Source organism: Vibrio sp. OPT20, assembly GCF_963889365.1.
GTDB classification, from domain to species: domain Bacteria; phylum Pseudomonadota; class Gammaproteobacteria; order Enterobacterales; family Vibrionaceae; genus Vibrio; species Vibrio splendidus.
In genome coordinates this window covers 96,149-109,530 of sequence record NZ_CAWPOA010000107.1, presented here as the reverse complement: position 1 = coordinate 109,530, position 13,382 = coordinate 96,149, and the positions used below count along the sequence as shown (strand labels likewise).

Genomic DNA, 13,382 nt, shown 5'->3' with positions numbered 1-13,382 from the left:
CTTGGCTATTTTCGCGTGGAGCCTTTCCAAACAAAAGATTGGTAGTTTGCAGAATAAGTCAGACATCGAAGGGTTAACCACCTCCAAAATCATCGAGATCATCTCTAGCCCGCTTGATATCAAAGCTCGAAATATGGAATACCGCGTTGAAAGCCTGATGACACAAATGGTCGAAGAGCGCGAAGTTGAGAACATCAAATATGAGCAGATTGAATCGAACTTCAGCCTAATATTGGCGCTCATCCAACAACTTTCTATAGCTTGTGTTGTTGTGGTACTGGCAACGGCCGTTATCAATATGGAATCTAGCCAAGGCATCATGGCCGCGATCATCATGCTAACCAACCGTTATTTTGCGCCTTATCAACAAGTGATGCGCACCGCGAGCCGTTGGGAGTTAAACAAACTCCACATACAACGTATCGCCGAACTGCTTGAGCTGGCGGCTTCGGTTGAACATCAGCATGAGACAACAGAGGTTGAACGTATTTCGGTTAAGTATTCTCAAAAACAGCGTATCGAGTTCGAACTTGGGCAAGCCTATTTACTTACAGGGAAAAGTGGATCAGGTAAGACCCACCTCGCTAACTGTATTACGCGCCAGAACAGTGATAGCAAACTCGATATCATGATTAACGACACGCCTCTCGATGACGTTAACTACAACGTTTGGCGCAACAGTGTGTTGATGGTCGATAAAACAAGCTCGTTCGTAGAAGGGACGATTATCGATAACCTAACCTGCTTCCGACCAAGTTTGAATAATACGGCGTTTGCACTTTGCGAGACCATGAACATCAAGGCACAAATCGATGGGCTTCCTGCTGGTTTTTACACAGAACTCAAAGGCCACATGCGCAATCCATTCTCACGCCAAGTAGGTTACGCCTTATTATTGGTTCGCGCCCTGCTCGCCAGTAAGCGTGTATTGATATTTGATGATATCGATTGTGTCTATGATGAGGAATTTGCACGAGTGGTGCTGACCAGTACCGCCTATCGTGCCAATGACAAAATCCTAATCATCGCCAGTAATAAGATGGACAAACTAAACCACCGCCTCAAACGCGTAAAACTTACCGGAGGTGATCAATGAGCATCCTAGTTGATTTCAACAATGTTCCGCAGCGGGTGTTGGACTTTGAAGCAAGTGGTTATGATGAACGCTACAGTCAGTCACCGCTGATTCGTGGCCTAGCTTACACCTTAATTGCACTGGAATGGGAAGGCACGCCGTCTATCCTCAGTGACGCTTTTATTCCTAAACAAAAAGATAGCGACAGTTTTACTGCGACTATAGAGCGTCTTGGATACCGCTGTGATGTGACCAAGCTAAAAACTCTCGAGAATATCGATCAGTACCCTCACCCATGCTTTATTGAGATAGAGAACCTTAGCGCCATTTTCTTAGGTACTAAGGATGGAAAGTTACTCCTGTTTGATTACACGAACAACAACACCATTGAATACCCAATGTGTAAAAAGCCATGTTTGCTGATTTCGATTAGCGAATATTCTCGTCTATTCCGCGAACCACCGCCGGAATCGCAAGACAGAAGCAATTGGATAAAATACGCTTTCTATCGTTATAACAACGAACTTAAAAGCTTGATCATACTCAGTTTCGTCATCAGTATACTGGGCGCGTTACAGCCTTTCTTTATTATGAGTGTGTATAACTTCGCGCTCACTTCGAGTTCTCAAGCAACGCTCTATTGGCTCACTTTATTTGCCATTATTGTTGGCTTCTCTGAATACTTCTTTAAGAAAATGCGGGTAAATATCATTGCCACTTCCGGTAAAGATCTCGCGGTGCACATCTCACAAGCCGTAATATCGAAACTTCTCTGGCTGCCCTACGCGATGACATCAACCGCTGGGGTTTCGTCGCAGTTGGCTCGTTTGAAAGATATCGATACGTTCCGCCGCTTAGTGACTGCAGAATCAACCCTCAGCTATTTTGATATGCCGTTTGTGATTGTATTTATCATCGCCATTGCTCTGATGTCTGGTACAGCGGCATTGGTGGTGATGGGTGGCTTAATCTTGATGTTGGTGTTCTGTGTGTATTCTCGCTATATCTACTCTCAAGCCACATCCAAAAGCTCGCGCGCCAATGCGATGGTCTCGTATCAATGGAATGAAATCCTTCGTGGTATCAAAACTATCCAAGGCCTGCCTTTACTTCGTGTCGTTCAATCTCGATTCAGTGCTTCACATATGCAAAGCACCAGTGATGCCGAGAACGTTGCCGTGACTAACAGTAAGATTCAGGCCGCTGGCGGCAGTTTGATTCAGGTGATTGGTACTGCCAGTATCGTGACCGCAGTAATCGGAGTAATGGAAGGGACTTCTGATGCTGGTGCGATGCTCGCGACAGTGATATTGGTTTGGAAGGCGTTAGGTCCGATCATGGGTATCTACAACTCAATTTCTAAATTCCAGTCGATTAAGGCTTCGTCCGCACAGATCAATAACTTAATGTCGATGAATGACGATAAACTGACCTTAGAGAAGAGCCCGCCTATTCGCTTGTTCCAAGGCAGTATTGTTGGCAGTGGTGTCAGTCATCGTTACACAGGTGCGGCGACCGGCTTAACCAACCTTGGCTTTAAGATACCACCCAGTGCAAAAGTCGTCATTTGTGGCCCTACCGGTTGTGGGAAAACAACACTCATCTCAATCATTGCTGGCTTAGAGGATCGTTATCAAGGCGCAGTATCCGTTGACGGCTACAACATCAAGCAGTTCAATAGCTACCGTTATCGCACCTCAATTAACTACATCCCTTTTAACCTGCATATTTTTGAAGGCTCACTAGAAACCAACTTCATTCTGCATAACGGCCTCATTCCAACAGAGAAGATGCAAGAGATGGTGAGCTTCTTCGAACTGGACGAATGGCTACCAGAAGGCTTAGCGACTCAATTGAGTGTCGATAAGTGCAAAGGTCTTCCAAATGGAATTCAGCAAAAGCTTCGTTTGGCCCTTGGCTTGGGCAACTGTGAGCAATCTCTGATAATCATTGATGAGCCCTTCAACGGTGCCGAGCAAGAAAACGCGCAATACTTTAACCGTTTGTTTAGCGATAAGTTGCTGAATAAAACAGTCATTTTTTCGACTAACGATCCCGGCTTAATCGCCACATCCAACATGAGTTTGGTTCTAGAGCCAGATGGAAACTTGAAATATTTTGGCTTAACAGACAAATACTTAAACAGTTTGAGCTAAATCATAACGCTTACTCACAATTCGTCATTTCGCGACATGGATGTAATTGACAAAATCATTAGTGAGAGAGATGATTCGACCCAATACCACAGGTAACAAGGAAACAAATGTACACATTCGTTGCAGACAAGCTTGATGTTGCTTACTTATCCGCAATTCCTGAGAATCATATATTTCAGGGCTGTGACGTGCCCGAAGAAGAAATCGAACTTCGAGAGATCATTGAGATTTGGTACGAATGTTCATTCCTGCCTGCTTTCAATCTTCAGAAAATTGATATCGAAAACAAAGCTGAGCTCACAGTCGTACAAATGCATGTTTTGAGCAACGATACGAGCACGCTCGCCTTCCTACTCAAACACAGAGCATATCGAGCCGCGTTGAACAGAATGCTCGGTATTTGGACATTAGAGCCCTCTGCAAAAACGGTTTTAAAGCAACTTCTTTTCGAATTAAGCCTCGATAACAATCGTCCTCATTAGTACGCTTTTTAAGTTATTCATCAATAAGCATAAAATTAAACAAACTGCCAAACGCTATAAATTACTAATAAAAGAACGTATATCAAAATAAGCTCTGGAATCACAAGAACTTATACCCCTCCCACACTTCTATTAAATTTGCGGTTTCAAAGTTTCCATATCGGCATTTTTATTCTACTGTTTTTATATAAAAACAGTTGGATGGATCCTTATATGGCGATTACGGTCTGGAATAACCTTTCAGTCAAACATAAACTCTTTGGCTTAGTTCTACTTCCCATTTCATTATTACTCTTCCTTGCAGGTAGACAGGCTTATATTTTAACGACTCAGTTGACCGATTTTGAACGAACCAATCAGTTATCTGTGTACCTTCAAGATATCTCGGTTCTTTATAGAAGCACTCTGGCCTCTAGCCCTGAGGAGTTTGAAAATCAAAGCAATCAAGTAAAAGCTGAATTAAAAACCCTGTCTCCAATCATTTTTTTGGATGCTTCTGATGAAATGAATCAATTGGTTGCCGACTTCAGCGAAGCAACCTTATCGACAATGCAAGCCACTGACAGCTACGATAAATTGGATGCCCTTGAGTGGCAGAGCGACTTATACAAGCAGTTACTGCTCGAAATAGAAAAAGTCCCATTCGAAAACACTAAACGGGAAATTCAACAACACCTCACCGCATTGCAGCAACTGGAATGGCTGATGTTCTGGTCAAACGAAGAATTTAAGCTGGGTACCTCTCTGATTGAGATATTCCAAAGTAGCCAAGAATACGATCCAGAACTTGCAGAACAGATTGAAACCTTGAGTGAAAGACAGCAATTGTTCTTAGAACGCTTTGTTTCATTGAATGCCAACGAACATCAAGTGTCACTGATGGTTGAAGTATTTCGAAACGATGTATTCGCTCAAAGCCAAGAGATTAGAAACGCGCTACTCGACCTAAACGCAATCAGCCAACTGACTCCTAAAGAAGTTTCTGTCGGCTTAGAGGCGATGAGTGCTCGACTTAACTTATTACAAAGCCTTGGCGGCGTGATTAAACAAGAATTCCAACAAGAAGTTGAGCAAGCTATCTATGACGCACAAATACAGCGAACTCTGTTCATTTCAATCGTTGCCCTGCTTGCAACGATTGTGATGGGCTTAACCCTAAGCTTAGCGAGACAAGTCACTAACAACCTGAATTTAGTGTTAGCTTTCCTAAAAAGCGAAAATGACGAAACTCGCCCTTCTTTGGATAAGTTAATCCAAGGCAAAGATGAACTCAGTCTATTTGCGCAGCAAGTTGAACGATTGACCATCGAGCGAGAACTTGCAAAAGAGAGGCTTACGATAGCGAAAGAAGACGCAGAGCGAGCCCAAGAAGACGCGGAAGAAGCGAAAGATCATGCAATACAAGCTAGCAAAGCGAAAAGCAGCTTCTTGGCCAATATGTCTCATGAAATTCGTACCCCACTCAATGGCGTTATTGGTATTTCCGAGATTCTTGCAGATACCCCACTCACACCCACACAGCGTGATTATGTGGATACGATTGAAACTTCATCCCAACTGCTACTGAGCTTGATCAACGATATCTTAGACTTCTCGAAGATTGAATCTGGCATGCTGTTAATCAGCCCTCACTCGGCGTCGATTAGAGAATCGATATACGACATAGCCTCTATTGTTGCGCCAAAAGCCAAAGAGCAAAAAATATCGGTTAACGTCGATATCAGCCCTGATACACCAGCACGCGTGATGATCGACGATCACCGTTTAAGACAAATCCTAATGAACTTTATGTCGAATGCAGTGAAGTTTACGGCAGAAGGTGGCGTCACATTATCAATCCAAACGCTCGAACAATCTGACGATAATGTCACCATTCGATTTGCCGTTCGCGACACAGGTATTGGTATCGACAAGCAACAACAGAAGCAAATATTCGAGCCCTTTGCTCAAGAAGATGACTCAACTACACGTCAATTTGGCGGTACTGGTCTTGGCCTCGCCATCAGTACACAGTTGGTCGAACTGATGGGTGGCCAGATTCAGCTCGATTCAGTCAAGGGGGAAGGCAGCTGTTTCTACTTCGACTTAGAATTACCCGTTGACATGATGCTACCGAAACCAAGCACGGCAACCGCTGACATTTATGTTCTGGGTAACGAGAACATGCTTTCTACACGAATAGAATGCGACCTTAACCTTTATGGCTTAAAGGTAACTCAGCGAACGAATAACACTTCCGCGATGACCGAACAACTCGCGACTCAGAAACACAACAAACCGATTACTGTCGTTTTCGCTGAAGATGATGCATTCCTAGCTAATATCCACGCAGATAACTTAGCTAAGCTGCACCAAAATGGCATCACTATCTGTTTGATACGTTCTTTCTTAAGTGAGCCTGCGGATCTTGGCGACAGCGTTACTGCACAAGTCGCACAGCCCCTACTCGGCTTACGTTTAATTAAAGCTATTGAGCTCTGTGATACGCAGGGTTTAGCTGAGCTTTCAGAGGCAAGCCAGCAACCTCTAGAGATCCAACACAAAATCCTCATCGTCGAAGACAACAAGATCAACCAAAAAATTGCTGGGCTTCATGTCGGTAAAAGTGGTTTTGAATTCGAGTTCGCTAATAATGGTCAAGAAGCTGTGAACATGTTCACCGCAAACCCTCATTACGCAGTGATACTGATGGACTGTATGATGCCCGTCATGGATGGCTTTGAAGCGACAAGCAACATTCGACGCGTTGAAAAAGAGACCAACGCCACACGCCGTATCCCTATCATCGCCTTAACCGCCAGTGTGATTGATGATGATATTCAAAAGTGTTTCGACGTAGGTATGGATGACTATGTACCAAAGCCATTCAAATTTGAAATGCTAAAAGAAAAAGTACTTGCCGCCGTTGAAGCGATGCCACTTCCTGCTGCCTACAAAACTAAATCTACGAAAAAACCCGCGACCGTAACGCCGATTCTTAATGCTGCAGCTAAGCGAACATTGCCAGAAGAAAGAGTACAAAACACGGTTCCGAGTAAATCTGAAAGAATACTGCTCGTCGAAGACAATCGAGTTAACCAAAAAGTCGCTTCTGTGATGTTAACAAAGGCCGGCTACGCGTTTGAAATCGCCGACAACGGACAAATCGCCGTCGACATGTACCAAAACGACAGTAGCTTCGACATTATTCTAATGGATTGCATGATGCCCGTTATGGACGGCTTCACTGCGACCAAAGAGATCAGAGAGCATGAGAAAAACCTAGGCTTAAGCAAAACGCCTATCATCGCGTTAACCGCCAGTGTTATCGACGATGATATTCAAAAGTGCTTTGATTCAGGCATGGATGGATATGTAGCGAAGCCCGTAAGAAAAGAAAAGCTATTCCATCAAATAGAAAGTGCGACTTGTTAGGAGATACCCATGGATTGGATTAGAACAATAAAAACACTTCCCCGCAGAGTCATGTTGCCAGTCGCGGTAGGGCTATTAGGAAGCTTGCTTCTTCTCAGCCCTGCTCACGCCGCTGAAGATTATGCCATATTTTCTTTAGACTCCGGATTTGAAGAGATATCAATAAACAAAGCGCGAAAGCTCTATAGAGGGAAAACTAAACGCCTCAATGGCAAACGTGTTGAACTGTCTGATTGGCCTGAGAACAGTGCCGAAAGAGAGGACTTTTATCAGCTTTTGCTTGGAAAAAATGCCGCTCAAATGAATGCACACTGGGCTGGTTTATCTTTTTCAGGAAAAGCGCGTTATCCAAGAGAAATCAAAACGGCGTCAACCGACAGCTTAGTGGACTGGCTTGATGACAAACCAAACCGTATTGGTTACTCCCCACTCTCTTCGGTTCCTCAAAATGCCAACGTTCTCTACGTTATAAGTTCGGAGAAATAATATGAAAAAAATAATTACGTCAGTGCTATGTGCTTCGATTGCCTCTCCGGCTTTTGCCATTATCGAACTTACCGATAATTTTTCGTTAAGCGGATTCGGTTCTACTTCTTGGGCAACCTCAGATAACGACAATCCACTCATCATCAACCGCGGTTTTACTGATGAAAATTGTTACGACTGCGATACCACATTTGGAGTTCAGTTAGACTACTTCTACAACTCATTCAAAGCTTCTGTGCAAGTTGTCAAACCACCTCAGTATGATTGGAGTGATCCTCAATTAGAGTGGGCTTACGTCGGTTACGAGTTTAATGACTTCGATGTAAGTATTGGACGCTTAAGGCTGCCACTGTTCCTTGCCTCTGAATACTACTATGTCGGCCAAGCCTATATGACAGCAAGACCGCCAACAGAAGTATACAATTCCGTATTAGGTATTACTGCCTTCAATGGCATAAAAGTGAGCTGGACTCACGATGTAAGCGATGAAGCTACCCTACTACTCTCTCCGTTTTTCGGAATTAAAGATAACAACGAAGTCGATTTCAATTCGACAACTGAGCTTGAATTTGAAACCAATCGAATGTTTGGTGCCAATCTACAATTGAGTGGAGAAGATTATCGTTGGAATTTGTCATTCCTCGATTCCAATTTTGACCAGACCGTAAAGATTAAAAACATCGGTTCACTTCCAACAGCAGACAACCAACACATCCAACTTTGGTCGTTAGGTGCTGAATACGAATTTGGTCAAGCTGTACTTGCCAGTGAAGGGCAAATCAGCGACTTCTCTTCATCCATGTACGCAAGTCTTGGTTACCACTTAGGGTCATTCACGCCTTACGTCGTTTATGGCGCACAATTTGACTCCAATGAACACTTAGAGGGGAACAGCTACTTAATTGGCGTTGACTATGATGTGTTACCTAACGTGTCTATTAATGGTGAAGTGCAATATTTTGAGGCTCGTAAAGCAAACGGTGCCTTTGTTGAGGATTTCAATGCACTTACTGGTTTTGATGACAAAGATGCCGTCCTTTACACCATCATGTTGAGTTTCGTTTTCTAACCCAGAATTAAACAATCGTCATTCAAATCAAAGCCCAAGATAGTCACTCTACCTTGGGCTTTTTTATCACTGTCATTTTTCAGTCCAACCTGTCGAAACATAAACCGTAACTATCGTTTCAATGGTGAATATTGAGATGGTTTTATTCCAATGTCAGAGCGGTCAACATTGTGTAAGAAGGCTGGAAACTCACGAACTTCACCGCCTTTATTCAGTCAACCTAAGAGCGAATAAACAGATACCTTAAACGGAGAACGCATGCGAATAGCGACTTTATCTTTAAGTTTGGTTTCAGCGGTCGGTTTCGCGGCTGAGCCAAATCCTTTTCCAATTACGCCAGACGAAACTGGCGAAGAGTTTATGGTAAGTGCAACGAATCCATATGTAAGCAGCACTGGGTATTCGATACTCAAGCAAGGCGGTAATGCGGTCGATGCAATGGTGGCGATGCAGATGACAATGTCGGTGGTTGAATCGGATATGACTGGGATTGGCGGTGGTACTTTTGCGCTGTTTTACCAAAAAGACAAAGATCAATTCCTCGCACTTGATGGACGAGATGAAGCCCCTTCAACTGCTACTCCAGACATGTTCATGGAAAATGGAGAAGCACTCAGTCGAAATGAGATTCTAGGGGCTCGTTCTGTAGCGGTTCCCGGCACACTTCGTTTGCTCTATAGCACTCATCAACAATACGGAAAACTGCCATGGTCTGAGCTTGTTCAACCCGCGATTGAACTGGCAAGCAAGGGTTACGCGATGAACAGCTACACCTACGACATCGTGGTTCGTGAACAAGAACGATTGATTGAAGATCCAGAAATCGAAGCCCTGTATTGGAATGGCGACCAAATCAAACCAACCGGCACATTGATGAAAAACCCTAAGCTTGCCGATACTCTGAGCAACATTGCCCAACAAGGCGATAAGTACCTTTATGGTGGCGAGTTTGGTAAGCACATCGTTGAAACTGTGAACAGCAGAATCGATGCCGACCACGCAAAGCTCTCTATTGAAGATTTTGCACAATACCAAGTCAAACAGCGTGAGGTTATTGAAAGTGACTACCGAGGCAACAAGATTGTCTCGTTTGGTTATCCAGCCTCTGGTGGCGTGATGGTTGCTCAAAGCCTTGAAATGTTAGAAGCCTATGACTTAGCCGATATGTCTAAAACTGATGTTGAACCTTGGCGCTTGATGACCGAAGCCATGAGAATCGCCAAGGCCGATCGCATCGCTTATGCAGGTGACCCAGATTACATCGAAGCGCCAGTTGCTGCCCTACTCGACAAAGCCTACATCGACGAGCGACGTAAGCTCATTCCAGAGACTGGTATTGCGAAAACAAAGCCAAAAGCAGGCAAACTAACCGATACTGATTACGCTCAGTATCAAGGTTTTGAGAGCCAAGATACCGGGCACATATCCATCATCGACAAAGACGGTAATGCCATTGCAATGACCAGCACCGTCGGCACAGGCATGGGGTCAGGGGTAATGGTCGATGGCGTGATTCTTAATGCCCAAATGGCAAACTTCTCAACCAAGCCCACCATAAACGGTAAACCGACTCAAAACTCTATTGAAGCAGGTAAGCGACCTCGTTCCGCGATCACCCCGTTAATGGTTATGGATAAAAAAGACGACCTGCGTTTAGTGGTAGGTTCTCCTGGTAGCTCACAAATTCCGGGGTACGTGTTGAAAACTGTGGTGGGCATTCTCGATTGGGATCTGTCTGCGCAGGAAGCAATTGACCTTCCAAACATCCAATACGGCACCAAGATAGATCGCACCAAACCTTATGACCCAACGGGTTTATTGGTCGAGAAGAAGACTTACGCTGAAATGTTGGTTCCAGAATTTATGCAGCTCGGTTACCCAGTACATGTCATTCCAGTGGTCAGCGGTTTGAACGCCATTGAAATCATAGATGGCAAGATCCAAGGCGCGACAGACAGACGCCGTGCATCCACCTCAATGGGCGAATAATTTAACTTAACGGGTGAGAGAATAAGCTCACCCACTTTAGATGTTTCCAACTTGTGCCTTGCTTTAATAGACATTCCAAACAGAACTCTAGATCCAAAAAAGCCAGTCAAATATTTCGACTGGCTTTTCATAAGCGGCTTATCAATTTACTCATTCAAATATTATGAGCTTGGCGCTACTCGCTTCTCTTTCAGCTGCTCAATAACATAGTCAGGAGCCACTTTACCTAGCTCACTTAAGCAATCATCGGTCTTGTCGTTGCCGTAGCGCACGTAGATATCACATACCGCGTATAACTGCTCCGGAGAACCAGAGATCAAATACGCCTTCTCGAACGATTTAGTCGACTTGTCGATATCCAAATCTTCTTGTAGTACCCCATTCAGGTACCAGTAATAGCTGTTATCTTTTGCAAGTTCTGCTGCTACTTCAATCTCTTTGGCTGCTGCTGCCTTGTCTTCAAGGCGAACCAAAGTTAATGATTTAGAATAGTGCATCGCTGCATTGTCCGGCACGTTCTTCAAACCACGATCCAACACCTCGACCGCTTGTTGATCTTTATTCTGAGCTCGGAAGTTATCCGCGTAGCTCAGCCAAACTTGAGGGTCTTTCTGGTGAGTATTAATCAACTCAAGATAAATCGTTTCCGCTTTATCCCATTCATTGTGCCAACGGAGCACGTCAGCGAACAACAATTGAAACTTTTCAGATTCTTGTGATTCCAAGAATGTGATTAACTCAGCGACAGGTTGTTCGATTTGTGCTTTCTGTTCTTTATCTAACGTATTGTAATCACGTACTAAGTTCGATGTTGCTGAATGACGAACCATAGAATCTGTATCGCTCAGCAAAGGCGAAACTAACGCCCAACGGTGCTCAAGTTGATATGGCGAAGAACCGATAATCGAAGCCTCACGAACTTCAGGGTTTTGATCTTTCAAACCTCTTGCCACCGCCACCAGCGCATTCTGGCTTGGGTATGAAGCAAGCTCTTGCAGTGCACCAGTACGATTTTCAACAGATTGATTCTGATCTTGTGCCATGTAAGACAACTGTTGAATACGGGTTTGAGTGTCCGTCATTTCGAGCACTTGATTGATATTTTTTGCCGGTGCGTCAACAGTTTGCTCAACGCTATTCGCTGCCATTGCTGACGTTGAAATCAATGCGGACGTTGAAACTAATAGAGCAACAGCCGTCGCTAAACTCTTCTTCATCATAGTATTACCTTAAACTGGAGAACTTAGCCTGTCCTTAGACTCGTATCTGATTAAATTTGTCTTGGACCTGTTGACCCAAAAAACGAGTTAAAACTTGGTCTCGAACGTAGTTTGTTGCGCCTGTTTTGCACGATGTGCCATCAATACTGAATCACTGAATTTGCCATGAGCAACCGGATGCCCCATCGCACGAGCGATATAAGCCATCGACTTGTCGACATGAGAAAAGAACTTGTGCCAACCTGCACATAAGTAGTTCAAGCCCGGTTCGCCTGCGCGAGTTTTGATAAAGCGGTTCTTAGGACACTCACCATGACACGCAAACTTGTAGTCACATTGCTGACATTGACTGGTCAGCGTGCGTGATTTAGCGAAACCAAATTTCTGTTGTGGTGCACTATATGCGAGGTCATCAAGCTTCTCGTGGTGGATGTTGCCTATTTTATATTCAGGGTAAACATAGTGGTCACAAGAAAATACGTCGCCGTTAGGCTCCATCGCTAAGCCTTTACCGCAGATCTCATTCAGGGTACAAAGCGGGTTCGGGCGACCAATCCATGTTTCTAAACTTGCTTCAAAATACTGAACGAACACTTTACCGATGTCGTTCTTCGCCCACTCATCAAATACAGAAATAAGGAAGTTACCCCAAGCCAAGTCCGACACACACCACGATTCCATAATCGAGTCTTTATGGCCGGGGATAAGGCGTTTGTCGCCTTGTTTGAGCTGCTCACTCACTTGAGACGTTTGTGGCGCAACCGTTCTAAAGGTTTTTTGCTCAACGATAGGGATAAACTGCATTTGCGGTGACTTCACCACATCACGTAGGAAGCGATACACCTCAAGTGCATTTTGACTGGTGAGGTTATTCACACAAGTCAGCGTTGCGAACTTCACTTGGTGTTTGTGGAGCAGTTCAACGGCCGCCATCACTTGTTTGAATGTACCACGGCCAGCTCTGTTAACACGATACGCATTGTGCAGCATTTCAGGGCCATCAATACTCAAGCCGATTAGGAAATTGTTCTGTGCTAAGAATCGCCCCCAGTCGTCATTCAATAATGTGCCATTGGTTTGCAGATCGTTTGAGATCAACACACCTTCAGGTCGGTACTTTTTCTGTAGTTCAACCACTCTTTCAAAGTACGCTAAACCCAGCATGGTCGGTTCACCGCCCTGCCATGAGAAGATAATTTCAGGCGTATTTTGACCTTCGATGTATTGTCGGATGTAGGTTTCTAACGTCTCATCATCCATTCTTGGAGAACTGCCTTTCTTGTACTCCAACAAATCTTGCTTACTTAGGTAATAACAATATTTACAGTCAATGTTGCACGCTGCGCCAATTGGCTTAGCCATAACATGCAAGCGTTTAGACGCTTTACCATTGTATTGTGGACCTTGAGTAATGTGCATGATTTATCTACCTATCTTAGTGTCTGTAGCCATCATAATGCCTATTTCAGTCAGTGGCATGTTATACCCTTT

9 protein-coding genes are annotated in these 13,382 nt (G+C 44.2%); 7 read left to right on the top strand and 2 right to left on the bottom strand.

The window, feature by feature from the left end; translation table 11 throughout:
• The 7 genes from AACR09_RS23555 to ggt form a co-directional block, all read left to right on the top strand.
• On the top strand, positions 1-1,096 hold a 1,096-nt coding region (locus AACR09_RS23555), incomplete at its 5' end, for an ATP-binding cassette domain-containing protein (protein ID WP_228010866.1).
• Entirely contained in the window at positions 1,093-3,231 is a 2,139-nt protein-coding gene (locus AACR09_RS23550) for an ATP-binding cassette domain-containing protein (protein ID WP_065607293.1), read from the top strand. The genes AACR09_RS23555 and AACR09_RS23550, both read left to right, overlap by 4 nt.
• Before the next feature lie 107 nt (positions 3,232-3,338).
• The gene (locus AACR09_RS23545; RefSeq protein ID WP_193835801.1) at positions 3,339-3,713 is read left to right on the top strand and encodes a hypothetical protein; all 375 of its coding nucleotides are present in this window, start codon (positions 3,339-3,341) and stop codon (positions 3,711-3,713) included.
• 213 nt (positions 3,714-3,926) lie between these two features.
• On the top strand, positions 3,927-7,127 hold the full coding sequence (locus tag AACR09_RS23540) for a response regulator (protein WP_193835800.1): 3,201 nt from the start codon (positions 3,927-3,929) through the stop codon (positions 7,125-7,127).
• A gap of 9 nt (positions 7,128-7,136) precedes the next feature.
• On the top strand, positions 7,137-7,613 hold the full coding sequence (locus AACR09_RS23535) for a hypothetical protein (RefSeq protein ID WP_193835799.1): 477 nt from the start codon (positions 7,137-7,139) through the stop codon (positions 7,611-7,613).
• 1 nt (position 7,614) lies between these two features.
• Positions 7,615-8,682 (top strand): porin, encoded by a 1,068-nt coding sequence (locus AACR09_RS23530; protein ID WP_193835798.1) that lies wholly within the window; start codon positions 7,615-7,617, stop codon positions 8,680-8,682.
• A gap of 258 nt (positions 8,683-8,940) precedes the next feature.
• The gene (gene ggt / locus AACR09_RS23525; RefSeq protein ID WP_193835797.1) at positions 8,941-10,671 is read left to right on the top strand and encodes a gamma-glutamyltransferase; all 1,731 of its coding nucleotides are present in this window, start codon (positions 8,941-8,943) and stop codon (positions 10,669-10,671) included.
• A gap of 161 nt (positions 10,672-10,832) precedes the next feature.
• On the opposite strand, the gene AACR09_RS23520 is transcribed toward ggt, so the two are convergent.
• Together AACR09_RS23520 and AACR09_RS23515 are read right to left on the bottom strand one after the other, a co-directional pair.
• A complete protein-coding gene (locus tag AACR09_RS23520) occupies positions 10,833-11,891 on the bottom strand; it encodes a HEAT repeat domain-containing protein (RefSeq protein ID WP_193835796.1) in 1,059 nt (352 codons plus the stop codon).
• An 87-nt stretch (positions 11,892-11,978) separates the two neighbouring features.
• Positions 11,979-13,310 (bottom strand): anaerobic sulfatase maturase, encoded by a 1,332-nt coding sequence (locus AACR09_RS23515; RefSeq protein ID WP_193835795.1) that lies wholly within the window; start codon positions 13,308-13,310, stop codon positions 11,979-11,981.
• Between the last annotated feature and the right edge of the window lie 72 nt (positions 13,311-13,382).